Origin of the sequence: Corallococcus interemptor (assembly GCF_003668875.1) — a bacterium.
GTDB classification, from domain to species: Bacteria; Myxococcota; Myxococcia; order Myxococcales; family Myxococcaceae; genus Corallococcus; species Corallococcus interemptor.
In genome coordinates, this window is sequence record NZ_RAWM01000001.1 from 74,173 (window position 1) to 98,235 (window position 24,063).

The 24,063-nt window shown below is 65.7% G+C and carries 16 protein-coding genes and 2 tRNA genes; 7 read left to right on the forward strand and 11 right to left on the reverse strand.

Features of this window, described 5'->3' with window-relative positions; all coding sequences use genetic code 11:
* Nucleotides 1-3: 3 nt before the first annotated feature.
* On the forward strand, nucleotides 4-1,584 hold the full coding sequence (locus D7X96_RS00295) for a DUF1501 domain-containing protein (RefSeq protein WP_199747010.1): 1,581 nt from the start codon (nucleotides 4-6) through the stop codon (nucleotides 1,582-1,584).
* Between the two features lie 1,260 nt (nucleotides 1,585-2,844).
* Here D7X96_RS00295 and D7X96_RS00310 read toward each other — a convergent pair.
* The 4 genes from D7X96_RS00310 to D7X96_RS00320 all read right to left on the reverse strand — a co-directional run bounded on the left by D7X96_RS00310 (nucleotide 2,845) and on the right by D7X96_RS00320 (nucleotide 8,785).
* Nucleotides 2,845-4,086 carry a hypothetical protein gene (locus tag D7X96_RS00310; RefSeq protein WP_121723837.1) on the reverse strand — a complete coding sequence of 414 codons (1,242 nt, stop codon included), beginning with the start codon at nucleotides 4,084-4,086 and terminating at the stop codon, nucleotides 2,845-2,847.
* Nucleotides 4,083-6,284 (reverse strand): AAA family ATPase, encoded by a 2,202-nt coding sequence (locus D7X96_RS00315; RefSeq protein WP_121723836.1) that lies wholly within the window; start codon nucleotides 6,282-6,284, stop codon nucleotides 4,083-4,085. The genes D7X96_RS00310 and D7X96_RS00315 overlap by 4 nt, the downstream gene beginning before the upstream one ends.
* 780 nt (nucleotides 6,285-7,064) lie before the next feature.
* Nucleotides 7,065-7,268 carry a hypothetical protein gene (locus D7X96_RS39445; protein WP_147468193.1) on the reverse strand — a complete coding sequence of 68 codons (204 nt, stop codon included), beginning with the start codon at nucleotides 7,266-7,268 and terminating at the stop codon, nucleotides 7,065-7,067.
* Nucleotides 7,269-7,357: 89 nt separating this feature from the next.
* The gene (locus tag D7X96_RS00320; RefSeq protein WP_121768703.1) at nucleotides 7,358-8,785 is read right to left on the reverse strand and encodes a Kelch repeat-containing protein; all 1,428 of its coding nucleotides are present in this window, start codon (nucleotides 8,783-8,785) and stop codon (nucleotides 7,358-7,360) included.
* Nucleotides 8,786-8,919: 134 nt separating this feature from the next.
* Here D7X96_RS00320 and D7X96_RS00325 point away from each other — a divergent pair, with 134 nt between their 5' ends.
* From D7X96_RS00325 to D7X96_RS00335, 4 genes are all read left to right on the forward strand, one after another.
* On the forward strand, nucleotides 8,920-10,368 hold the full coding sequence (locus tag D7X96_RS00325; RefSeq protein ID WP_244219398.1) for an FAD-dependent oxidoreductase: 1,449 nt from the start codon (nucleotides 8,920-8,922) through the stop codon (nucleotides 10,366-10,368).
* Between the two features lie 328 nt (nucleotides 10,369-10,696).
* Nucleotides 10,697-11,500 (forward strand): alpha/beta hydrolase, encoded by an 804-nt coding sequence (locus D7X96_RS00330; RefSeq protein ID WP_147468194.1) that lies wholly within the window; start codon nucleotides 10,697-10,699, stop codon nucleotides 11,498-11,500.
* A 249-nt stretch (nucleotides 11,501-11,749) separates the two neighbouring features.
* Entirely contained in the window at nucleotides 11,750-11,929 is a 180-nt protein-coding gene (locus D7X96_RS39820; RefSeq protein WP_158626359.1) for a hypothetical protein, read from the forward strand.
* Between the two features lie 106 nt (nucleotides 11,930-12,035).
* Nucleotides 12,036-13,295, forward strand: coding sequence for a lanthionine synthetase C family protein (locus D7X96_RS00335; RefSeq protein ID WP_158626528.1), 1,260 nt, complete (start codon nucleotides 12,036-12,038; stop codon nucleotides 13,293-13,295).
* A gap of 301 nt (nucleotides 13,296-13,596) precedes the next feature.
* Here the strand turns inward: D7X96_RS00335 and D7X96_RS00345 are convergent, their stop codons facing one another.
* From D7X96_RS00345 to D7X96_RS00375, 7 genes are all read right to left on the reverse strand, one after another.
* Nucleotides 13,597-14,355 carry a DUF5953 family protein gene (locus tag D7X96_RS00345; protein WP_121768708.1) on the reverse strand — a complete coding sequence of 253 codons (759 nt, stop codon included), beginning with the start codon at nucleotides 14,353-14,355 and terminating at the stop codon, nucleotides 13,597-13,599.
* Nucleotides 14,355-14,942, reverse strand: a complete 588-nt coding sequence (locus D7X96_RS41645; protein ID WP_306449461.1) for a DUF6310 domain-containing protein — start codon at nucleotides 14,940-14,942, stop codon at nucleotides 14,355-14,357. Before D7X96_RS41645 ends, D7X96_RS00345 begins: the two co-directional genes overlap by 1 nt.
* A 444-nt stretch (nucleotides 14,943-15,386) precedes the next feature.
* The gene (locus tag D7X96_RS00355) at nucleotides 15,387-18,605 is read right to left on the reverse strand and encodes a type I restriction endonuclease subunit R (RefSeq protein WP_121768710.1); all 3,219 of its coding nucleotides are present in this window, start codon (nucleotides 18,603-18,605) and stop codon (nucleotides 15,387-15,389) included.
* A gap of 2 nt (nucleotides 18,606-18,607) precedes the next feature.
* Nucleotides 18,608-19,672, reverse strand: coding sequence for a restriction endonuclease subunit S domain-containing protein (locus D7X96_RS00360; protein WP_208647247.1), 1,065 nt, complete (start codon nucleotides 19,670-19,672; stop codon nucleotides 18,608-18,610).
* Between the two features lie 250 nt (nucleotides 19,673-19,922).
* Nucleotides 19,923-21,827 carry an N-6 DNA methylase gene (locus tag D7X96_RS00365; protein ID WP_121768711.1) on the reverse strand — a complete coding sequence of 635 codons (1,905 nt, stop codon included), beginning with the start codon at nucleotides 21,825-21,827 and terminating at the stop codon, nucleotides 19,923-19,925.
* Between the two features lie 272 nt (nucleotides 21,828-22,099).
* Nucleotides 22,100-22,172: transfer RNA gene (locus D7X96_RS00370), tRNA-Glu, on the reverse strand.
* A 12-nt stretch (nucleotides 22,173-22,184) separates the two neighbouring features.
* Nucleotides 22,185-22,257, reverse strand: a tRNA-Lys gene (locus tag D7X96_RS00375).
* A 188-nt stretch (nucleotides 22,258-22,445) separates the two neighbouring features.
* On the opposite strand from D7X96_RS00375, the gene greB reads away from it, so the two are divergent.
* Together greB and D7X96_RS00385 are read left to right on the forward strand one after the other, a co-directional pair.
* Nucleotides 22,446-22,982, forward strand: a complete 537-nt coding sequence (gene greB, locus D7X96_RS00380; RefSeq protein ID WP_120551495.1) for a transcription elongation factor GreB — start codon at nucleotides 22,446-22,448, stop codon at nucleotides 22,980-22,982.
* Nucleotides 22,983-22,998: 16 nt separating this feature from the next.
* Nucleotides 22,999-23,994 (forward strand): deacetylase, encoded by a 996-nt coding sequence (locus D7X96_RS00385; protein ID WP_120551494.1) that lies wholly within the window; start codon nucleotides 22,999-23,001, stop codon nucleotides 23,992-23,994.
* Nucleotides 23,995-24,063 lie beyond the last annotated feature (69 nt).

Sequence of the window (24,063 nt, forward strand, 5' to 3'; positions counted from 1 at the left end):
ACCATGCCGAACACCTCTCGTCGCACCCTGCTCAAGTGGGCCCTCGGCGCGGGACAGCTCGCGCTCCTCGAGCGCGCGGGGCTCCTCGGTTCGAGCACCGCGCACGCCGCGGACGTCGACGTCCCCTCGCGCCTCGTGGTGCTCTACATCCCCGGCGGCTACCGGCCGGCGTACTACTTCACCCCGATGGAGGACGCGGACATCCCGCTCTGCGTCCCCACGCCCTCCAACCACAGCGGCGAGCCCGTCTTCTTCCAGGCGAACCAGCTGGTGAACCTCGCGCCTCCGAACGGCTCCTACAAGCCGCTGCGGACGTGGCAGTCGTGGAACCCCGCCGACCCGGCCGCGCGCGGCAGCTACAGCCCGCTCATGTACGGCTACCAGCACTTCGCGCTGGCGGATCAGCTCAGCGTGCTGCACGGCATCGACCAGGGCACCAACGACCACTCGAGCGCGTTCATCTCCGCGATGTGCGGTGTCGCGGGCGCGGACTACCGGGCGCCCGCCGTGCACTCGGTCATCGCGAACCACCTGTACGAGAAGTACCGCGAGAGCCGGCCGCTGCCCTTCGTCGTCGTCACCGGAGAGCGCGGCATGCCGGTGGGCATGGGGCTGCCCTCCCACGCCTCGCCCCTGCGCGTGCCATCCATCGAGGCGCTCAAGCCGATGCTCTCGGCGAAGCCCTCGGACAACGCGTGGTGGACGGGGCTCGACGCGCGCACCGAGGCGCCCGAGCTGGACGCGCGCGGGAAGCCCACCGGGGGCAACCTGAAGACGACGGCCATCGAGCGCTTCTCGCTGACGCGCGCCCAGCAGCTCCTGGGCCGCTCGACGGCGAAGGTGGACAACTACCTGGAGGGGCTGCACGGCTCGCTGTCGTCGGTGTCGCGCGTGCTTGCGACGGACGTCGTGTCCGTGCTGGAGAAGACCCAGGGCATCGAGATGATGACCTCGAACCGCCCCGCGTACCTGTCGAGCTACCTGTCCAACCAGTCGTTCACGTACTCCTTCGGCCTCGCGAACTTCCACCTCACGGGGCTCGACGCGCGCATGGACATGGCGCTGCGCCTGCTCAAGGCGGACCTCTGCACCTCGGTGCACGTCTCGCTGCAGCAGGACTTCGACACGCACAGCGGCCTGGGCCATGGCTACAGCTGCGCGCACGGCCGCGGGATGATGGACAACGTCGCGCGCTTCCTCGGCGAGCTCAAGGCCGCGCCCGCGCCCGGCAAGCCCGGCAAGACGCTGCTCGACGACACGCTCGTGCTGGTGATGAGCGAGTTCGGCCGGAGCTGGGCCTCGCGGAGCAGCGACGGCAGCTACTACCTGCCGGACGATCACCACCCCTACACGTCCATCTGCTTCGCGGGCGGGAACGTGGCGGGGAACCGGCAGGTGGGCTCGTACACGACGCGAGGGCTCGGAGTCCCGGTGGACATCATCGAGGAGAACGGCCAGGCCTCGAAGCGCGTGCCCCGCTCCGCGGACGCGGTGACGACCGCGCTGCGCATCCTGGGCATGGAGGCGCACGAGTTCTTCATCCCCGGCGGTTATGGCGAAGTCCTGGGGCTCCGGAAGGCGTAGTCCCGACCGGGCGAGTGGATGGCCCAGGGTGCAGGGAGAGCACCCTGGGCGTTCATTCTCCGGTGAATCCTGTTGCCCTGGGAGACCCCTCTCAGCGCCGTTCCCCGGCGTTCAGGAGGAGGACGGCACCCCGCAGCAGGCAGGGCCTGGAGCGGCGATGCCGCTACGGGGCGCGCTGGGGCTGGAGCGGTTGTCACGAGTGCAGGATGGCTGCATCGCCTGGCGGATGAAGCGCCCGCTGCCGGACGGCACCACGCGCCCGCTCTTTGCCGGGCTGGGACTTTTACGGCGTGTGGCGTCGCTGGCGCCTGCGCCTCGGACAAACCTCACGAGGTTCCACGGCGTCTTCGCTCCAGGCGCGCAACTGCGGCCATTTTTGGTCCCCCAAGCAGAAGAGGAGGAGGCCGCGAGTGGACTGGGAGGGGTTGCTCAGGAGGACGTTCGACTTCGACATGTTCGTCTGTGTGAGGTGTGGAGGCAGGCGGCGGGTCTTGGCATACGTGAAGCAAGCCGCAGGGGTGCGAGCGATTTTGGAGTACCTGGGATTGCTGCGGCCGGTGCGAGCCTGGCCCCGGCGTGAGGGCCACCCCAGGCCGCAGTGTGTTGAGGCTTACGCAGCCCCAGCGCCAACAGGCCCAGGCTTCTGCCGCGCACCTCATGGGAGGGCGAGCTGGGCAGGCGTGTCCCTCAAGGGGCTCAAGCGGCTTCTCAACCGACCGGGTGCGCTGCTCGGGCGGCCCCTGTCAGCAGCCCTCCTCGGCCCCGGCGCTCCAGCACGCCACCCCTCAACAGGCATTCCATCCTTCCTATATTCCGAGAGGAGTTGAACACCCGCGTGGAGGATGAAGCGACGCTGCAGGAGATTCTCGAGCGCACGGGCTTCGCGAAGAGCGAGTGCATCGCGAGGGAGGTCGCCTGGCACGTGCTCGGCAATGCCACCCTTCGATTCAAGCAGTTGCCATGCATGGACCTGCTCGCCGAAGTGGAGGGCGTCCCCGAGGCCATCGAGCGAGCCATCCATGCGACGGGGATTTCCCCGCGAGCAGTTCACCGCGGAGCCACTGAAGGAATTCACCCGTCGCTTCGAGGCGCGGACCGGAACGCAAGCCTTGCTGGAGTGGCCTGTGCCCGACGTCAGCGACTTCGCCGTCCCCCGGCGCCCCTCCATCACAGCTCAATGGGATTGAAGTCAGTCAGGTGGGCAATGGGATGTCCTTCGCTCAGCCCCAGAGAGCCGCGCCGTGAGTGGGAGGGGCTTGCTCAAGGGTTCGGATTGGCAAAGCCGTCGATCAGTCCCTCCAGGACGGCCCTCGGGACCCACTGGCTCCAGCCCACCGCGACGACGTCGTCCTCGCGCCGAGGAGCGCCGACGATGGCACCTTCACTCGACACCACGAGGATGGCCTTGGGCCAGCCGGACAGGTCTTTAGCGTACTCCGCGCGGTAGAGCAGCGCCTGCTGATAGCCCTGCTTGAGATAGTCCATCTTGTCCGAGTACTTCACCTCGACAATCACGGCTCGGACGCGCTGGCCAGCGCGCAGCAGCTCCAGCGTGATGTCCGGGCGGAAGCGCCCCTGCTCTCCGAAGTAGTGCTGGATGCCCCGATCCCGGGCCCCCAATTCATTGAAGATCGCGTGGTTGTAGTGGATGCGGAGGCTGTTGCCGTTGGCGGAGAACTCGAAGACGTGACTGCGGTCCTTCTCGATCAACGCGCGACTGACCGTGAGGTTCTCCGGGCCCAGTGCCGCTTCAATCTCACGGCCCAGCCGGATCAGGACCGCGAGCTCGAAGCGAACCGATTCCTCCAGGGGAAGAAGTGCCCCCGCCGCCACTAGGCCGTGGAGATCAACGGACGCGCTCGATTCGATGTCCTTCATGGACTCGTGGAGCCGGAGCGCGAGCTTGTAGGCGGGATGGAGCGCCGTTCGTGCGGCCTGTTCATGCCGGGCTTCGATGGACTGCGGCGAGACCTCCCGTAGCAAGCTCGAATCCAGGGTGTGCCGGATCCGGTCGGAAGACCCCCGAAAGCCTTGGGCCCAGCCCCGTTTCGTGTCCTTAGCGAATGCACCGCTGTCCTCCAGCCGCGCCAGGACCTGCGTCAACCGGCGGGCCACGTCGACGAGCAGGGCGTTCTCGGGCAGGTCGAAGTCACGCGTGCGGATACGGGAGACGATGCGCGGTGGACCTCCCGCTAGGTTCTTCCGGAACGTCCCGGGCACATCCAGGCGCCCCCGGATCTGACCGGCACTATCCACCTGCTCCATCTCCGTGCGCGAAGGGAGGACGCGCGCCACAGCGGGAAGCTCCCTGGAGAACTCGCGCACCTCCTTTGCGACGGGAGCGAGCGCGCTCGCGGCGAGCAGGAGCTTCAGTGTGTCGCTCTTGCCCGTGATCCGGTCGAGGAACCGTGAGGCGGCCTCCCGCGTAAGGGCATGATGTCCCGCCGAGGGAAGCAGGTATCCCGGAAAGTACTTCTTCAGCTCCTCTTCCCAGGTGCTCATGCCGGAGGAAGGGTCGCGGACGGGAACAGGTCCTGGAACCGAGCGCGGAGCTCCGCGAGGGCATCAGGCGGAGCCCAGTCCCGGGTGTTCTCGTGAAGGAGGCGGAAGACCTCGAGGGCCTTGTCGGTGTCGAGGCCTTCCAGCTGCGGCAGCAGGAAGAGGGCAAGGGCCTCCGCGAAGCCAGTCCCCGCTGCGTCACGGTGCCGTTGGTAGCGGACCATGTCGATGGCGACGGCGGGCCCCAGCGCGCGCTGGGTGAGCAACCCCGCGACGCGGAAGAGGCGCTTCATTCGCTCGAGGGCTTCGGCCGGAAGCGGTGGGAGGGCGGTGCCTTCCGATCCGGCATGGTCATCCAGGAGCTGGGCATAGACGCTGTCGGGGGGCGGCCCCATGAACACGACCGCGAAGCGGCGCTGAACGGCATAGGACAGGCGGAACAACGACGTCTTGTCCCAGGTGTTCATGGTCGCGAGGACGCGGAAGGTGGGAGGCATCCTGTGGGAGTCGCCCTCCCCTGGGCCAATGGAGATGGTGAGACCGTTCGGCTGCGTGAAGGGCGTATCCGTCCGCCCACCCGACAGGACGGTCATCAGCTCCCCGAAGGACCGGTCGATGTCCGCGCGGTTGATTTCATCCAGGAGGAGCCACTTCCGCTGATCGAGCGCGCGCAGGAACACACCCGGCCTGAATGCGAATTGGCCGTCCTTGCCCATCGCGTAGCCACCGATGGTGTCGAATGTGCTCCAGTCCGCGGAGGCCGTGGCCACGAAGGCCCCATGGCAATAGCCCGCGTCCCGGGCGCTCTCCACGACCGCCGTCGCGAGCTCCGTCTTGCCGGTGCCGGGAGGCCCCACCAGCAGCAGGTGCTTTCCGGAGCGAAGCGCGGCGCAAAGCTGGGCGACCAGTGACTCCGGAACCCGCAGTTGGTGCTTCTGGATCAACGTCTGGAGGTGCACCAGTTGCAGGTCGAGCCCGGAATCCAACCAGCGCTGCGGATCGGCTGGCAGGGGAGAGACGGGGCCTTCAGGCCCGACGTCCTCTCCCGCCAGTTCCGGCGGTGCTTCGTCCACGACCGTTATGTCGCCAGGCATCCCCAGTGGCACCCAACGAGGGCTCTCAGGGTCGAGGTAGGGCTGGCCTTCAATTACGTCAGGCAGGTTCTTCGCGAGGAACGGCAACTTGAGGAGGGCCAGATGGGCGAGCCGACGGAAGACGACGTCGGGTGAGGGCACGATCTGCCCGCCGGGCAGCTGGATCCTAAATGCATCGAGGCTCGACTCCGAGGCACGAGGCAATCCAGAGTCCCGAAACAGGGCCTTGATGGTGCTGATACGCCACAGCCGGCGCTGCTGCTCCTGGGGATCGTCCGGGATGCGATTGATGAGACTGGCGAGGGCGGAGTATTCGACCTCGGAGCCAACACCTTCCCGCAAGTGGGCGGCCACGTTCACCCATACCAGTTGCTGAGAGGTGCCGGGAATGCTGAACAGGATTGAAACCAGCCCTCCGTATGGCGTTCCCGCAGCCAGTCGAGCCACCACGAAGATTTGAGTGTGACCTGTCGACCAGTCACAGTCGAGGAGAAGAGACTGGGGCCAGGGCCCGTCGCGTTTCTCATCGAGTCCCCAGACGTTGCCGGGCCAGGGGCCGTTGAACATTCGGGTCGGAGTGATCTGGATCTCCACTCCCCCAATGTTCACGTTGAATGGCATCGCGGCGTCAAGAATGGAGCGGGCAGCCGCAAGCGCCAGCGAATTGGCATTGGGAATAAGGTTCAGATGCCGCAGGTGAGCGGGGACGATCTGCATGGCCGCCAGGAGGTCAACGTCCTTGACGGCCCAATGGGTACGGTTCAACTCAAAGGCGTGCCCGATTCCCAGTCCGACCCTGTTTTCCACCAGGTCATCACGACTGAGAGAAGGGGCCTGTGGGTCGATCTGGTATGTGAAAGTAACTCCACCGGGACTGGCGGCGATCCTCGTGATTCGGCCAAGCCTCGCGGGAAGGTCGACCTTCTCCTCGTATGCAAAGAGCGTCGGATACGAACACAGCTTGGCGACTGCCTCGGGATCGAGTTTCTTGAACTGAGCGCTGATGTACTCTTCCGTGTATTCAAGAAAGCGACTTCGTTCGCATGTATAGGTCCTTGAGGGCGAATCCCATTCACCCGCAAGAGCGACCACGAGCAAGTTGTACATTCAGATTCCTGGGAGCTGACGACAGACGCGCCACGAGGAAATGCTCTACTGGCGGGGTGGCGAAATCAAGCGACGGGGCCTCCTGACGACAACGCGTCACGAGGCCCACGTGGGACGATTCAGGCCTCGTTACGGGCAGAACTCGAAGGGACTGAGGTAGGCATCACCACCGCAGCCGCACTCTCTGCCGAAGGGGCAGGGGTTGCCCGGGCACTCCGCGTAGTCCTGACAGGTACTGGGCTGGCATCCCCTCCGCTTAAGCTGTAGGTGGTGACGTCGCGGACCTGGTAGCCTGGGCCACAGGTGGTGCTGCGGATGCAGCTGCTCCAGGCGCCGTACTGGGGTCCGGGGCAGTTGACGGGGGCCCCGCCGCAGCTCTGCGTCTCCGTGTAGCTGGAGGGGCTGCATCCGCTACCCGAACACTCATACCTATACTCAGCGCCTGGAGTTCCTCGGCGGACCAGTCCTGTCCGCCCACGAGCCGCGCGAGAAGGAAGGGCCATGCCCCGAAGCGGTCCTGTCCCAGGTAGTACGCGTGGAAGAGGTCCACCCGGGCTGCCCGTGCCATCAACACCGGGATGGCGGAGTCGGAGGAGACCAACGGGCCCGTCTCCAGGCCCGGCCGCAGCAGGACCAGGGCGAGCCCCAGCGACAGCGCCCAGCCCAGCAGCGCCAGGGTTCCCGCGGAGGAAGGCATTGACGCGCGGGGGAGGGGATGGCGGACTTCAATGCTAGGCGTGGCCGCCCCACGAAGGTCAGCTCACCTTCGCACGCGGTCGATCACAGGGTGCAGATGACGGTGTTGTTGCCGCTCAGGTACGGAAGGGTCTTGCTGCAGTTGTAGGAGCCGTACGTGCTGGTGACCCGGTACGGCGAATGGCAGGTCGTGCCGCACGAGGTGAAGGACGAGCCCGAGGTGAAGCTGCTGCTGTCTGGGATGTCATTGACCATCCGCTTCGGAGCAGTACCGGGGTTGGCGGGCACGGGACATCGCCGTGCCGCCAGTGGCTCCAGGCCCGGGGTGAAGCGGCCCTACGCATCCGTAAGTGGGCCGGACGCGTCGGGCCCCGTGGCTACTGCGCGACGCAGCCGGGCTGCGTGATGACGCAGTTGCTGTTGGCCTCGCTGACACAGATGCTGTCCCAGGCCGAGTTGCAGCAGAACGGATCGATCGTGCACACCTTGTTCGCGCAGGTGCCGCAGCTGTTGCTCAGCGCGGTGCCAGACGTGCACACGTCATGGGCGCAGGAGGAGGGAGCGCCCGTTCCACAGACGTTGTTGGTGCACGTCAGCCCCGAGCCACAGGTGCCGCAGCTCAGCGTGCCGCCACAGCCGTTGGAGAGGGTGCCGCAGTTCTTGCCCTGCGCGGCGCACGTCGTCGGCGTGCACGGCGGAGGGGACAGGTCGAACTTCTCGATGCTGGCCAGCGGCACCATCGAGCCCGTGCTGCTGGTGCCCGTTCCTCCCAGGAACAGGACGCGGCCGTCCGGCAGCGCGACAGTGGGATGGTTCCTGCGCGACTGCGCGAGCGACCCCACCGTGCCCCAGGCGCCGGTGGAGGGCGTGTACAGCTCCACCGTGGTGTTGTTGTAGGAGCCACCTGCCAGGACGATGGTGCCGTTGGGGCGCATGACGGACGGCGCGGAGAAGTGCTGGACCGCCGTGTTCCCGGTGTTCGTCCAGACGTTGGTGGCCGGGTCGTACGCCTCCGTCATCTGCTCGGTGCCGACGGCGAGCGCCTTCCCGTTGGAGAGCAGGTGGAGGGTGTGGTCACCGCGGGCTTGGTTCATCGACGCCACGACCGTCCAGGTGCCCGTGGAGGGCGTCCAGAGCTGGGCGAGGCTGGTGGTGGAGCCGCCGCCCGAAAGGAGCACGCGCCCATCCGCGAGCCGCACCGCGGAGTGGAAGCCCATCGCGGAGGGGAGCGAGCCCGTGGCGGTCCAGGTGTTCGCGACCGGATCGTAGAGGTGCGCCGACGTGCCGCCCGACGCACCGCCCACGCCGCCCACCACCAGCACCCGCCCGTCCGAGAGCAGCGTGGCGCTGTGTCCGTAGCTGAGGCGGGGCAGGGGGGCCACGGTGGACCAGGTGTTCGTGGAGGGCTGATAGCGCTCGACCGAGGACAGGATGCCGCTCGGCCCGATGCCGGCCACGATGAGCACGCTGCCGTCCTGCAACAGCGTGGCGGTATGCGAGCGGCGCGCGAAGCTCAGCGAGGGACCGGCGCTCGACGTGGCGGTGGCCGGGTCATACAGCTCCGTGGTCGCGGTCTCCGTGGGAGTCCCGCCGCCCACCACCAGCACCTTGCCATTGGAGAGCAGCGTGGCGGTGTGTTGATAACGCGCCGTCAGCAGGGAGCCAGCGGGATACACGGTGAGCGCGGAGGACTGGGACGCCTCGACGGCGGGTGCCTCCGTCTCCACGGGCTCGACTTCGGGGCTGCACGCGAAACAGAGAAACAGGGGAACAACAACCAATGCCTTCCAAGACGACAGGGACATGCGGTGCTCCTGCGGGGGGAGCTCGCGAGCATCGCAGGGGTGTCTGACGCCAATCGAAATCAAACCTTCTCCGGCATGTCAGACCGGTGATGTGCAATCTCCCTGACGGTCATGAAACCTTGGAGGCTTGGGACTTGGAAACCCCTGGACGCAGATTCGGAAGCGCCGTGGTCATCGGCGGCAGCATGGCGGGGCTCCTGAGCGCGCGGGTGCTCGCGGACCACTTCGACAAGGTGACGCTGGTGGAGCGGGATGTCCGGGGGGAGGGGCCCGCCGCGCGCAAAGGTGTTCCGCAAGGGCCGCACATCCACGTGCTGTTGGACACGGGCCGGCGCATCCTCGACACGTACTTCCCGGACCTGTTCGAGCAACTCCAGGTCCAGGGCGCCGAGTTCATCGACTCGAGTGGAGACCTCGCCTGGCACCACTTCGGGGTGTGGAAGCTGCGCCACACCAGCGGCATCCCCGGGCTGCTGTGCACCCGGCCCCTGCTCGAGTGGAACGTCCTGCGCCGGGTGAAGGCGCGGCCCAACGTCGCGGTGCGCGAGGGCTGCTCCATCGAAGGGCTCATCCGCGACGAGAAGGGCACGGGGCGCATCACGGGCGTCCGGGTCAAGACACCCCAGGGCGAGGAGTCGTGGGAGACGGACCTCGTCGTGGATGCCAGTGGCCGGGGCTCGCGGATGCCTCAGTGGTTGGAAGCCATTGGCTACGCGCGCCCGGAGGAGGAGCAGGTCATCGTGGACCTTTCCTACACGACGTGCCTGCACGAGCCGCCGCCGCACTTCCAGAAGGAATGGAAGGCGCTCTTCCTCTATCCCAGTCCTCCCAGGGCCTGGCGCGCGGGTTTCATCTCACACGTCGAGGGAGGCCGGTGGCTCGTCACCCTCAATGGCTATTTCGGGGAGCACGCGCCCACCGAGTACGCGGGGTTCCGCGAGTACGCGCGCTCACTGACGCGTCCGGACCTGTACAACTATTTGAAAGAGGCCACGCCGATAGGGCCCATCTCCCAGCACAAGGTGAAGGACTGCCGGTGGCGGCACTACGAGAAGCTGCCCCGCTTTCCCGAGGGACTGGTCATCCTGGGAGACGCCGCGTGTGCCTTCAACCCCCTCTACGGGCAAGGCATGTCGGTGGCGGGGCTTGGCGCCGAGCTGCTGGACACCTGCCTTCGCGAGCAGGCCGAACGAGGCGAGCTCTCGGGCCTGGCGCAGCGCTTCCGCGAGCGGCTGCCTGAAGTCATCCGGCTCCCGTGGCTGTTGGGCACGGGCATGGACCTGCTGTATCCGCAGGCCGTCGGGAAGCGGCCCTTCGGGCTGGGCTTGCTGCACTGGTACATCCTGCGGCTGATGGAGCGCACGTCGACCGACGCACACGTCCATCGCCAGTTCTACCGGATCCTGCACCTGCACGCGGGGCTGGAGGCGGTTCTCCAGCCCTCCGTGGCCTTGCCCGTGTTGGGCCATGGCGTCATGTCGCTCCTCCGTCCTCTCGAGCGGCTGGCGAATACCGGGACACGGCCTCCCCCTCTCACGCCCCCGCGTCCAAGCCCTGCCCCGGTCCAGAAGTCCACGGGGTAGCCGCCGCGGCTTGACATCCCGCCGGGAGATCAAGTTCCCTTCACTGCACGAGGCCTGCTCGCGCGCAGTCCCATCACCAGCCCATGCCTGGTGAAGGTCTGGGACGAAGGGGATTCGATTCCTCGGGCTTTGTGCAGCAGGTCGCATCGCTTCCTCTGCGGAACGCGAGCGCATGGGGCTTCGCACCGCGTCGAGGCAGGCGATGACCGTCCGTCGGAATGAAAAGAAGAGGGCTCGTGCGCTCCAGAAGCAGAGCGGCGAGCCGTATACGGCCGTTCTCGAACGCCTCCGGCGCTCTCACGCGATTGTTTCGCGAGTGAGGACCCAAATGGCTGAGATCGACTTGAGCAAGCCCATCGTCTACCGCGTCGAAGGGATGAACCACACGGCAACGCGGCGCAACGAAGTCTACCGCGTGGACGGAGACGAGAAGCTGCTGATGGACCTGCAGCTGCCGCCCGACCTCCCATCCGGAGCCCGGGTGCCGGCCATCTTCTTCGTCCACGGCGGCCCCCTCCCGCGAGAGGGCGTGCCACCCAAGCAGTGGGGCATCTTCCAGTCCTACTCGGCGCTCGCGGCAGCGTCCGGGTTCGTGGGGGTGGCCTTCAATCATCGCCTGCACGCGCCGGAGGACTACCCTCGCTCCCAGAGCGACATCGCCGCGGCGGTGGAGTACGTCCGGAGCCACGCGGACAGGCTGAACGTGGACCCGTCCCGGATCGCGCTCTGGTATTTCTCAGGCGCAGGACCGCAGCTCTCGTGGGTCCTCCGCGAACGCCCGACCTTCGTGCGCTGCGTGCTTGCGTTCTATGCGCTCCTCGACGTCCGGGCCCTCGTGCCTCCGGGGGCGCCGCCCGTCCTCCTGGAGCAGGCTGCCGCCTACTCGCCCGCCGCGCTCGTGGGGACACGGGCCAAGGGGCTGCCCCTCTTCGTCGCCCGGGCCGGCCAGGATTCGCCGATGGTGAACCAGTCGATTGACGCCTTCATGCGCGAAGCGGCCGCTGCCGACGTTCAGATTGACTTCGCCGACCACCCGGAAGGCCGTCACACCTTCGACGTCCTGGACGACGTCGAGCGCTCCCGCGAAATCATCGCTCGGGCGATGGCCTTCGTAACGGCGCATCTCCCATAGCGACAGCAGGGTCTTTCTTCCTATCCGCCTGAAAACACCGAGGCCGGAAACCGCTGGGTCTCAGCGGCTTCCGGCCTCGGTCCTTCCACGACGACAGGGCCTTGCGATGCTGGCTCCCTGCGTCAGGGGACAGAGTGTCTGGAATGGAGTGGTCCCTTTTGTATAGGGTCTCTGCCCTGCGTCTTGGGACGCAGTGGGACCCAGCCGGGCGTGGCAATCCCACGCATCGAATGAACCAGGAGGAAGCGTATGAGTGAACCCAAGAAGGTTGCACCGAAGCGCAAGCTCACCCTCAACCGCGAGACGTTGCGCAACATCGAAGGCGATGCCCTTCCATTGCTCGATGGCGTGGTGGGAGGCATGGTCGCGATTCTCACGGAAGGACGGGAGTGCCCTACGGCCAGGTGCCAGACGTCAACCTGCGTCTGAGTCGCCAGAAGTTCCGAGACAAACTCCGGTCGCATGCACGGCTACAGGGGGCATGCGACCGGCAAGGAGCCCTGCCGAGCTGGGGCTGACCGCATACGATAGGCGGATGACCGGCACGGCGGGATGGCGTCCCCTGGTGGAAGGTGAGTCGCGCGAGCACGCGCTGCGGGTGGCGCGCGAGCTGGCGGAGTCCCTGGAAGAACATGCGCGGCGAGTCCCTCTCTCCGCCTCGTTGTCGGGCGGGGCCGCGGGCCTGGCCCTGCTCTTCACGTGGCTGGACCGCGTGCACGCCTCCGCGCACGACGCTGTCATGGCCGAGCGACTCCTGGGCGAAGCGATGGACGCGGTGGCCTCGCGTCCCATGGGCGCGACGCTGTACTCCGGCATGACGGGCGTGGCCTGGGCCGTCGAGCACCTGACGGGGGGCGGTGAGGAGGAGGAAGGCAACGGACTGGAGGACGTGGACGCGGTGCTCGCCCGGCGTCTCGGCGTGTCGCCATGGACGGCGGGCTTCGACCTCATCAGCGGACTGGCGGGGCTGGGCGTGTACGCGCTGGAGCGGTTGCCACGCGCGGACGCCCGGCGCTGCCTGGAAGGTGTGGTGTCCCGGCTCGCGGAACTGGCCGAGGAACGCCCGGAGGGGCTCACCTGGAAGACTCAGCCCCAGTGGCTCCCCGAGGAGAAGCAGCGGGAGCAGCCCCACGGGAGGTACGACCTGGGCGTGGCGCACGGCGTGCCGGGCCTCATCCCCGTGCTGGCTGGAGCCGTGCGGGCGGGGGTGGCGGTGGAGCACGCGTGGCGGTTGCTGCGCGGCGCATGGAACTGGGTGATGGCGCAGCGTCTGCCCCAGGCTGGCATGCGGCTTCCGCACGCCATTCTTCCGGACCGGGCGCCGTCACCGTCTCGTCCCGCCTGGTGCTACGGAGACGTCGGCGCCTCGCTTGCGATGCACACCGCGGCCCGCGCCGTCGGGGAAGCCACTTGGAAGGCCGATGCGCTGGCGATGGCGCAAGCCGCCGCCTCGAGTCCGGTGGAGGACTCGGGTGTAACGGACGTGCCGCTGTGTCACGGGGCGGCCGGGCTGCTCCACGTCTACAACCGGCTCTATCAAGCCACCGGAGAAGAGGTCTTCGCCACCGCCGCCCGCCGGTGGTTGGAGATCACGCTCCGGCAGCGACAGCCGGGCCAAGGCATTGGTGGCTATGCCTACCTGACCTGGGATGACAGGGGCACTCAGGTGTGGGCGGAGCGCCCCGGCCTGCTGGAGGGCACCGCGGGCATCGCGCTCGCGCTGCTGGCGGCGGCCTCGTCCGTGGAGCCTACGTGGGACCGGGTGCTGCTGATGTCCCTGCGTGGAGTGCAATAGCCGCGAGGACATCATTTCGAGTCGGGACTCCAGCCGCGGAAGATTTCCCCGCAATGCGGACGATGGGCAACGGTTCGGCGGACGTGCTGGCAACTGCGACGGAACGTTCCCGCCTGCCCCGTACACCCGGTGGCGGCTCAGACCTCGCAGCAGGGCCCCACACGAGCGCGAGCGCGAGGACCCATCTGAACGGTTGGAGCATTGGTGCATGACCTCCCGGCTGGGAAGGCCGCCATCGCCGATGCACGCGCAGTGGGGCTCCTTCCTAAGGCCGGAGTGCGCACCGGGCTCCTGAATCGGGTCAAGGCGCTGCACGTCCGCCGATCTCGGGGAACCGCTCGTAGGTCCGCTTGAGCGTGTCCAGATGGGCGGGGTTGTCCAGGTCGAGCGGCGCGTCGGTGAGCTGCACGACCCAGCCGCCTGATGCCGTGCGCCGCGCCCGTGAAAGCAGGTCCGTGTCCCTCGCCAAGTCAGGGAACCCGATTGCGAGTGCGGCAGCGGCCGACCAGTAGTTCAGCCACCCCAGACGATGCGGAATCTCAGGCGAGCGAATGTCCCTCGAAAGCTTGAGTGCTGGCAGGCCTCGGGAGGGGGAAGGTGGCCCGGCCAATGTTGGCGCCGTCTGTTCGGCGATCTCCACCGCCGCATTGAACGGCGTTGCCTGACCCCAGAATCCGCGAGCGCCTTCGCCAATGGCAGCCAAAACACCCGCTGCTGCTGAAATGGTGGTGGCGTCCAGGTGCAGTGAGCCATGAACTTCCAAATGCGGCGATCCCCCTGCCGCGAGCCCGTTCGGGTTCTCCCAGCCAGTAATCGTCACTGGGCGGTCTCTGTCCTCGTTGCAAATGAACGGGAACCCGTTGTCAGTCCTGTCTGCTAAAATCCACTCATCGCGATGATGCAACGCAATAAGCTCTTCCTTTTCGGAATACGTCCAGTCCAGCCGCAGACCGCGAAGCGCGTTTTCCATGCCATGAACAATAGCGAGGGGGCGCTTGTCATCGCCTTCAAGCGTAGGCGCATAAACAGTGATGCCGAGTTCATTGGGGAAAATCGCCATTATTGGCACCAGTCCATCACGACGACGTCAAGGTTGGGATCCAGCCGTTTAAGGGCAGCCTTATGGGCGGCACTTCGGACGCCAACGAAAAATCTGTATCCACAAGCCTCTGCAAGCCTTTTCTCCCGTTGCAGCTCCGGCAACTTCACTCGGGCAAAAAACTGCTGGGAGTGCAGGTTGTGCTTGTCGAATTCATCGGTCTTGACGTCCCATAGCGTCCGCGTAACGAGCACCAGCGCGTCAAACTGCTTGCCATTAACAAGCACGTCCCAGCCGGGGAAGCTGTTCTGTGGAAGGAGGTCGGCGCAGTCGTTGTGCGGGTCATTGCCACCACGATGCGGCACGGGGACGGGCCTGCACTCATGGCTGCGCTCGCGCTCCGGCGATTCGGGCGGCACCGGGGGAAACCAGTCCTGCCCCGTTGGCTCGGGCTTCAACCTGGGCTTGCGTTGCACTTCAACTTCCCTGGAGGCCACCTCTGTTCCTCGTGAGCCCGCAGCTTCCTCGGGGTAGGCGTGCCGCAGTTCATACGCGTCCAGCGCCTCCTTGATGGCGACGCCGAGCACCACCACGCCAAGCACGATCACGGCCCCGACTGCAATCTCAGGAGCCGCCAGTACGCAGAACCCAAGCCCCACGGACGCGGCGTCAGCGGAGGCGACCGTGCATCTTCCCGTGGTGTCGTGGAACTCGAGCCGGTCATGGTCGAGGGTCCGATAGCACCTCTCCACCAGCGCGGGCCAAGGCTGCGACGCCTCACGGACGACGCACCGTCCCCCGTCCGTCCACGGCAGCGTCGCCGCGCGCTGGAGATTGGCAAGTCGCTGGCTCCGCGTTCCCCGCTCGTTGGGAGAGGGCGTCGACGAAGCACACGCAGAAAGAAAGAGCACAAGCGCGATGCAAGCTCTGGAACGCATGACCACAGCCTTTCCACCAAGGCAGGGAGATACAGGTCAGGAATGGCACATCCTGATCACGCGACGCACCACAGCTCCGCGTGCTGTGCGTTGCTGCTGGATGGGGCCCACCAGCTAATGACGGCGGCGGGGCTTCGGTGGGACATCCAGTTTCGGGTCAGGCTCAGCGGCCATCAGTGGCTTCGCTGGCTCGTGTTGATACACCTGCGACGGTAGGTGAATCACACTGGCAGAGGCGCCCGGGGGCGGAGTTGCCGACGCCTCCAGTAGCCCATCCTCGGCCCAGGTTTCGCAGAGCCGCTCGGCCTGTTCCATCACCGTCTGCGTTGCTGCATCCTGCCGGTCCGGCGGGTACTTGTACTTGCGGAGCAACCGCTTCACGAGGGTTCTGAGCTTCGCCCGAGCCGCCTCCCGCTGCGTCCAGTCGATGGTCACGTTTCTGCGGATGATTTCCGTCAACTCCCGGGCCATGGCCTTCAACACCGGCTCGCCCATGAATTGGAGCGCGGCATTGTTCAGGCCAAGCGCCTCGTAGAAGGCCAGTTCATCATCCGAGAGTCCGAGCTTCTCTCCCCGGGCCTGCGCCTCGCGCATCTCCTCGGCGAGCTTGATCAACTCCTCGATGACCTGCGCGGTCTCGATGGCCCGATTCCGGTACGACCGGACGGCGCGCTCCAGCATCTCCGAGAAGGTTCGCGACTGGACCAGGTTCGTCCTCGACCGGCGCTTCAGCTCATCGTTGAGGAGTTTGCGAAGCAGCTCCAGTGCGACGTTCCGCTGCGGCAGCCCCCGGACCTCAGCAAGGAACTCGTCTGAGAGGATGCTGATATCCGGCTTCTTCAGGCCGGCAGCAGCGAAGATGTCGATGACCTCCTCGCTGGCAGCAACCGCCCGGCTGACGATCTGCCGGATGGCTTGATCGAGGTCCTCTTCGGGGCGTGAATCTACGGCCGTCCGTTTGACGAGCGCCGCCTTCACAGCCTGGAAGAAGGCCACTTCGTCCCGGACCTTCAGCGCATCCTCATGCGGCACCGCGAGTGCGAAGGCCCGGCTCAGCTCCGTGACTGTCTGGACGAAGCGGTCCTTGCCCTCCTCCTGCGTCAGGATGTGCTCTTGCGCCGTTGGCAGGAAGTTCAGAAGCCGCTTCGGGTCGCCGACCGCCTGTCGGTAGTCGAGCCCGTGGAACATGGCCTGGCAGACCTCAAAGCGCGCCAGCATCGCCGCCACGGCCTCGTTCTGGTCGATGGCTGTGCCGCCCTTACCACCAGCTTCCGTGTACGTGGCCAGCGCGGACTTGAGCTGATCGGCAAGCCCCAGGTAGTCCACCACCAGGCCGCCGGGCTTGTTCTTGAAGACGCGGTTCACCCGGGCAATGGCCTGCATGAGGCCGTGGCCGCGCATCGGCTTGTCCACATACATGGTGTGGACGCAGGGCGCGTCGAAGCCGGTCAGCCACATGTCCCTGACCAGGACCAGCTTCAGCTCGTCCTTCGGGGTCTTGAATCGCTTGGCCAGGGCCTCGCGGCGGCTCTTGCCGCGGATGTGTGGCTGCCACTCCAGGGGGTCGGAGGCGGAGCCGGTCATGACGACCTTGATGGCGCCTTTTTCGTCGTCGTCGCTGTGCCACTCGGGCCGTAGCCGGACCAGCTCGCGGTACAGCTCCACACAGATCCGTCGGCTCATGCAGACCACCATGGCCTTGCCGTCCATGGCCTCCATGCGCCGCTCCAGGTGCTGCACCAGATCCCTGGCGATGACCCCGAGCCGCTTCTCCGTCCCAACGATGGCTTCAAGTTGGGCCCATTTGCTCTTGAGCCGTTCCCGGCGGACTTCTTCCTCGCCCTCCGTGACCTCCTCGAACTCGGAGTCGATGTGCGGTCGTTCCGAATCCAGCAGCTCCAGCCTGGCGAGCCGGCCCTCGTAGTAGATGGGCACCGTGGCGCCGTCCTCGACGGCCCGCTGGATGTCGTAGACGCTGACGTATTCACCGAAGACTGCACGGGTGTTCTTGTCCGTGGTCTCGATGGGAGTCCCAGTAAAGCCGATGAAGCTTGCGTGCGGTAGCGCGTCCCGCAGGTGCCGGGCGAAGCCGTCGATGAAGTCGTACTGGCTGCGGTGCGCCTCATCCGCGACAACGATGATGTTCCGGCGGTCCGAGAGCAGCGGGAAGCGGTCACCCTTCTCCTCGGGGGCGAACTTCTGCACCGTCGTGAAGACCACGCCGCCGCTGGCGACTTTCAGTTTCTCTCGGAGGTCGGCTCGGCCCTGCGCCTGGACGGGCTTCTGTCGGAGCAGCTCGTGGCAGCGGCTGAAGGTCGCGAAGAGCTGGTCGTCGAGATCGTTCCGGTCCGTCAGTACGACAAGGGTTGGGTTCTCCATGGCCGGATGCAGGACCACCTTCCCGGCGTAGAAGGCCATCGTCAGGCTCTTTCCGGAGCCCTGCGTGTGCCAGATGACGCCAACGCGGCGATCTCCATCGGGGCGGATTGCCTGCACGGTCGCTTCGACAGCCCGCTGGACGGCATGGAACTGGTGGTAGCCAGCGAGCTTCTTGATGATTTCGGCGCCGTCCTCCTCGAATGCGACGAAGTGCCGGATGAAGTCTAGGAGCCGCCGCTGCTCGAAGACGCCTCGGATGAGGACCTCCAAACCGAGCATCGTCGTCGGGGCGAGGTCTTCGCCTTCGAGCGTCCGCCACGGTGAGAACCGCTCCCGGTTCGCCGTCAGAGAGCCGAGTCGAGCTTCGAGACCGTCGCTGACGACCAGGAACTCGTTGAAGCGGAACAGCGACGGGATGTCCTTCTTGTATGTCTGCAGCTGGTGGAAGGCCGTCCAGATGGTGGCGTCCTCGTCGGCAGCGTTCTTCAGCTCGATGACCGCGACGGGAAGTCCGTTGAGGAATACCGTTAGATCAGGGCGGCGGTTGTGGCCGGCCTCGATCACCGTGAACTGGCTGACCACCAGCCAGTCATTGTTCTCTGGGATGTCAAAGTCGATCAGCCGAACCCGGTCGCCGGTGATGCGTTCATCCTGGAGGTATTCGACGTCGACACCGTCGACGAGGAGCCGATGGGTGCGGCGGTTCTCCTGAACTAAAGCCAAGTGCTCCTGTACCCGCACTTGCCGGAGGGCCTCATCACGTGCTGTCGCGGGCAGGCTGTGGTTCAACCTGGCAATAGCATCTCGGAGCCGGGCCTCCAGAAGAGATTCGCCGAGGCTCGCACGATCTGGACCAGGGTCGTTCTTCTGGGCGACCAGCACCGTGTAGCCCAGTTCCTTGAAGTAGCGGAGCGCCTCCTCTTCAGCGATGGACTCGGTGAGGCTTGGGCTCATGGTTAGGCCTGGGCTGCAAGTTTCGCTTCCGCGTCGCGGACCTGAATTTCCCCGGAGAGAATCTTGGGAAGGAGCGAGTCCCGGAGCTGCGCGAGGGTGCGTGCCTCTAGTGCATTCGACAGCCAGCGCCCTAGAAGGGGCTCAAACAGCTGATTGGCCGCCTTCAGTAGTTGTGCGGTCGGAACAGCAACCAGCGCATCCGTTAGATGGTGTCGCTGGATGTGGCCCATCGTCGTCGCTTTCGCTTGGGCTATTCGTTGGAACTCAGGAAGATGATTCCTGCACGAGAGAAAGTAGAACCATTTCGGGTAACTTGCGGAGGTCACCTTGAATAGGTGCTGGTTCAGTGCACCGGCGCCCCCTGCCCACATCGATACCAACAGGCTCCCGGACCAAGAAAAGAGGATGTCGCCGTCACGGACTACGTACTCCGCTGGAACATCCGCGCTCGCTAAGTCGGCGTCGTCCGCAGAACCGCGCCGAAGCTGAGCGATCTTGATGACAGGCAGGTTGCGGTCATCAACTGGCGGATACTTCTGCAGTGCGAGCCCATTACGAAACGTCGCAATCTGATCGAGGGGCAGCGCCTTCCAGCCTTCAGGGATCTCACCCATCTCTGATTTTACAAGCCTGCTTGGGAACAATGCAGACGTCTCCGATTCCATTCCTTTAGGATGGCGGCCTTCTGCCTTGGCCTGGACTGGCTCGAAGTCTACGAACCAGGACCGGAAGAGCGCCTGGGCCATATCCTCCAAAGCTTGGTTCATACGATGGAGGACCACGATCTGCTGCTCTAAGGGGCGAAGGGTATCAGCGACTAGGACTTGATGACTTCGTGGCGGTAGAGGAACCCACATTCTCTCGGCAAAGCGGGTGTATTGAAACCGAGCTATCCCAGTGTGCTGCACTTGGTGTTGCTCCATGTGGCCGGTCAGGTACATCTCCTGGAGCCACCAGAAGAGGTATTCTGGAACGACCTTGACCGGGTCAGGTCGAAGGAATCTGGCGAAGCTCGCGCACACGGCCGGGAGGCCAATGCATTTCAACAGGTCGTCGGTCACAAGCATTGTCCGCCCTGTAGGTCGCCCCTTGGACCCACCAGCGGTTTCAATCAAAATGTCCCCGGCTTGAAGGCGCTTTCGCTCAAGCAGCTGGACGTCGATGAATCGACTCGGAATCGCTGAGTAGTCTCCATCGCGGACTGCTGGGAAATCCGTACCACGGATCACTCGTGCTTCAGCAAGCCCAGGACCCGGGACGTCTGAGCCCCATTCTCCATCCTTCGTTACTTCGAGAAGGTCGCATAGAAGGGCCCTGTCAGACCACATACCCGATACTCCTCAGGCGCTCCCGGATTTCGCCCTCCAGGCGTGCCGCCATAGTCATCTGCTCTCGGAGTTGCATTGTCAGTCGACCCATCCGCTGCTCAAAGGACTCATCTTCAGTCTGTACGTCAATCGCTCCAACATATCGACCAGGCGTAAGCACGAAACCGTGCGCCGCGATTTCGTCGTGCCTCGCTGCCTTGCAGAAGCCAGCCACATCCTCATACTTCCTGGATCCTTGGTCGCCTCTCCATGCATGGTAGGTGTCAGCTACCAGAGCGATGTCTTCACCGGTCAACTCGCGATGCGTGCGATCAATCATCCGCCCGAGTTTCCGGGCATCAATGAAGAGGGTCTCGCCGCGCCGCTCTCGGAACCGTCCATTCCTCTTGTCACGGGCTAGGAACCACAGGCAGACTGGGATCTGCGTCGAGTAAAAAAGTTGTCCTGGCAAGGCCACCATGCAGTCCACGAGATCGGCCTCAATGAGGGTCCGGCGAATGTCGCCCTCTCCGCTCTGATTCGAGGACATGCTGCCGTTGGCTAAGACGAAGCCCGCTATCCCTGTTGGCGACAGGTGGTGGATGAAGTGTTGGACCCACGCGAAGTTCGCGCTGCCGACTGGGGGAACCCCGAACTTCCAGCGGACATCTTCGCGGAGCCGGTCGCCGCCCCAGTCGCTGTCGTTGAACGGCGGGTTGGCCAGCACATAGTCAGCCTTCAAGTCCTTGTGCTGGTCTCGATGGAAGCTGTTGGCGTTCTCCGCGCCCAGATTTGCATCGATGCCTCGGATCGCCAAGTTCATCTTGGCTAAGCGCCACGTCGTGGGGTTCGACTCCTGGCCAAAGATGCTGATGTCTCCGAGCTTGCCACCGTGGGCCTCCACAAACTTCTCACTCTGGATGAACATGCCGCCGCTACCGCAGCAAGGGTCAAACACCCGGCCACGGTACGGCGCCAACATCTCGACGAGCAGCTTCACCACGGACCGGGGCGTGTAGAACTGGCCACCCTTCTTGCCCTCGGCGCTGGCGAACTCCGAAAGGAAGTACTCGTAGACCCGGCCGAGGATGTCCTTACTGCGGTTCTCCCGATTGCCAAGGCCGATGCTGCCGATGAGGTCGAGCAGTTCGCCAAGGCGCTGCTTGTCGAGCCCCGGGCGCGCATACTCCTTCGGAAGGACGCCTTTGAGGCTAGGGTTGTCCCTCTCAATGGCGACCATGGCGTCGTCCACGAGCTTTCCGATGGTCGGTTGCTTCGCCTGCGCCTGGAGCTGAGACCAGCGTGCCTCTCTAGGGACCCAGAAAATGTTCTCAGCCCGGTACTCGTCTGGGTCCTCGGCATCCGCACCCTGGTCTGCTTCGGCCAGGAGTTGGGCTCGGCGCTCCTCGAATGCGTCGCTGACGTACTTGAGGAAGATCAGGCCGAGGACCACATGCTTGTACTCGGCGGCATCGAGATTGTTTCGGAGCTTGTCGGCCGCCTGCCAGAGGGTGGCCTCGAAGCCGAGATCTCCGCCGTTCTTCTCTGTGCGAGCCCGTTTACTCGTACCGGCCTGAGGCTGAGTAGCAACGGACGCATTGGCTGCGGTCTCAACTTCGTCTGTGGTTTCGCCGAGGCTCAGGATTCGCTGAACGAGGACATCTTTTTCACGACCACCCCGGTCCAATCCTAGACTATCGCAAATGGCCTGAAGCTCTTCGCGCTTGAGCAGGCCGAGCAATTCTCCGAAGTCCACGGACTTGGATTCAATGATTGCGCTGATGTGGTTTTCAGCAACTCGACGGTCGCCAACATCCAACTTGAAGTGATCGGAGATGCGGATGAGCCGGTCACGGGAGAGCTGTTCAAGCGCGGATCGCCGCTGCTGAGGAGTCAGGGGAGAGGGGAGAGCCATCGGCGGTGGAGCATACCGCAACCTCCAAGGTGCTCCCCCAGTTCACGGGGCTTCCACTTTTACTCAGCGCTGCTGGACTCCGACCATGCGGCACTGCGTGAAGCTCTCAAGGCCCCTTCGCATTGGAGGGCTCGTCGATGGGCGGGAGAGGCGAGTCGCAAGGGGATTCCCATACGCAATCCGTACGTCATCGACCGGACTCCAGCGATCCCCAGAAAAGGCTCAGCCCCGTAGGTACCCGTTGCTTCCGGGTACCTACGGGGCTGTTCCAGTGTCCCCGACGGGATTCGAACCCGTGTTACCGGCTTGAAAGGCCAGCGTCCTGGGCCTCTAGACGACGGGGACGTCGTCACTGCTTGAGTCGCGGGGGGCTCGAACCCCCGACCCTCGGCTTAAAAGGCCGGTGCTCTACCAGCTGAGCTAGCGACTCGCTATTCTTTTTTTAGCACCGACTGCGGATCCGCCAGCGGCTCCGCGAGGCGCTTCCTACCAGCAGCGCCCGGGGAGTTCCACTGGCGATCGCAGGCGCCCCTTCCTGACACGCTCCGTCCTGGCCCCGGTGAACATCCAGCCGCCGGGCCCCCTCCATCCGTCAGCACCGGGCGCTATACACAGGGCATGTCCCAGGAAGTTCCTGAACCGCCCGACACCCCCGAGGACGAAGAGGCAGGGGAGCAGGCCCCGTTCCGCCGCTACCTCACCCGCGTGGGCGCCGAGCGCATGCACCGCGAGCTGCTCCAGCTGCTCAACGAGGCCCGCCCCAAGGTCACCGCCGAGGTCTCCGCCGCCGCCGCCCAGGGCGACCGTTCAGAAAACGCTGAATACATCTACGGCAAGAAGCGCCTGAGGGAGATCGACCGGCGCATCCGCTTCCTCCAGAAGCGCCTGGACACCGCCACCATCGTCACCCCCTCGGAACAGGGGGACCGCTCGAAAGTCTACTTCGGCGCCACCGTCACCCTGGAGGACGAGGACGGAACGCGCAGCACGTACCAGATTGTCGGCTCGGACGAGATCGACGCATCCGGAGGCCGCATCAGCGTCGAGTCACCCATGGGCCGCGCGCTGCTGCGCAAGTCCCAGGGCGACACCGTGGAGGTGCGGCGCCCACGGGGTGAGATTGAGCTCACCCTGGTGGACATCCGCTACGACTAGGACGCAGGACGCCCCCATGCCCCGGACGCCAGAGCTCAGCTCCCATGCTCGCCGCACCTATTCGCGCCTGAGCAGCGTGGACCTGGCCGCGTCCGCGGAGGCACCCCTGTCCCTGGACGACCTGGGCCTGGAGCCCGGCGCCGACCGCGTGGGCCTGGCGTTCGGCACCTACAGCCGCGAGGGCCTGGAGCGCGCCCTCCAGGCCTACGGCTTCGCCCAGCGCCTGGAAGATCGGGTGGGCCCCGTCGAGCTGCGCCTGTCCTGCCAGGACCCGTTCCAGCCGCGCATCACCCTCCTGAGCCGCCGTTACCACTCGCCCGTCGTGGACCTGTCCCTGCGCCAGGCCCCGGGCGCGGAGGTGGGCTTCACCCGCTCCACCGCGGAAGCCCCGCTGCTCTACGTGGACAGCCTCCTGTTGCAGCACCCGGGGCGCCCCTTCGACTGGAACCGCCCGCCGCTGCCGGGACAGCTCCACCCCGGCCTCTCCCTGTCTCGTGACCTGATGGAGCTGTTGCACCTCATGGCCCGCCGCATCGGCGCGGAAGGCGTGGCGCTGATGCCCGCGACGTTCTCCGCGGCGTGCGTCTACGAGCCGCGCTTCACCTTCGTGGATGGCGCGAAGCAAGGGCACTTCAGCGCCCTTCGCCGCGCGGGGCGCGGCTGGCCCCGCTGGGTGCTGGCATGGGCGGTGGAGCTGGGCTGCATGCGGGACGCGGAGGGGCAGCCGGCCCTCTTCACGCCCACGCCGATGATCAGCCCCCTGTCGCGCCGGGTGGCCCGGCGGCTGGAGACGCGCGGCTGGCAGCGGGCGTGGCGCTTCCATTCGAAGCAGACGCTGTCGCTGGACGAAGAGGCGCTGCAGGCGCGCTTCCCCTGGGCCCGCATGCCTCCCGGCCCCCCGCCCGAGAGGGTGGTGGAGATGCTCGGGTATGATCCGCTGGCGCCCGCGTCGCTGTACCAGGACGCCGGGGAGCCCGCGCCCGCTGCGCCGCGCACGGCCGCGACGCCCTGAGGGGGCGTTGTAGCGCCCTGTTTCGAGCCTGGAGCGGCGTGCTGTTTCGGACGGACCGCCGTGCTTTCA

Bases quoted from the DNA above. Each gene is read 5' to 3' on its own strand.
- D7X96_RS00295 (WP_199747010.1), top strand. From the start codon at position 4: ATGCCGAACACCTCTCGTCGCACCCTGCTCAAGTGGGCCCTCGGCGCG.
- D7X96_RS00310 (WP_121723837.1), bottom strand. From the start codon at position 4,086: ATGAGCACCTGGGAAGAGGAGCTGAAGAAGTACTTTCCGGGATACCTG.
- D7X96_RS00315 (WP_121723836.1), bottom strand. From the start codon at position 6,284: ATGTACAACTTGCTCGTGGTCGCTCTTGCGGGTGAATGGGATTCGCCC.
- D7X96_RS00320 (WP_121768703.1), bottom strand. From the start codon at position 8,785: ATGTCCCTGTCGTCTTGGAAGGCATTGGTTGTTGTTCCCCTGTTTCTC.
- D7X96_RS00330 (WP_147468194.1), top strand. From the start codon at position 10,697: ATGGCTGAGATCGACTTGAGCAAGCCCATCGTCTACCGCGTCGAAGGG.
- D7X96_RS39820 (WP_158626359.1), top strand. From the start codon at position 11,750: ATGAGTGAACCCAAGAAGGTTGCACCGAAGCGCAAGCTCACCCTCAAC.
- D7X96_RS00335 (WP_158626528.1), top strand. From the start codon at position 12,036: ATGACCGGCACGGCGGGATGGCGTCCCCTGGTGGAAGGTGAGTCGCGC.
- D7X96_RS00345 (WP_121768708.1), bottom strand. From the start codon at position 14,355: ATGGCGATTTTCCCCAATGAACTCGGCATCACTGTTTATGCGCCTACG.
- D7X96_RS00355 (WP_121768710.1), bottom strand. From the start codon at position 18,605: ATGAGCCCAAGCCTCACCGAGTCCATCGCTGAAGAGGAGGCGCTCCGC.
- D7X96_RS00360 (WP_208647247.1), bottom strand. From the start codon at position 19,672: ATGCTTGTGACCGACGACCTGTTGAAATGCATTGGCCTCCCGGCCGTG.
- D7X96_RS00365 (WP_121768711.1), bottom strand. From the start codon at position 21,827: ATGGCTCTCCCCTCTCCCCTGACTCCTCAGCAGCGGCGATCCGCGCTT.
- greB (WP_120551495.1), top strand. From the start codon at position 22,446: ATGTCCCAGGAAGTTCCTGAACCGCCCGACACCCCCGAGGACGAAGAG.
- D7X96_RS00385 (WP_120551494.1), top strand. From the start codon at position 22,999: ATGCCCCGGACGCCAGAGCTCAGCTCCCATGCTCGCCGCACCTATTCG.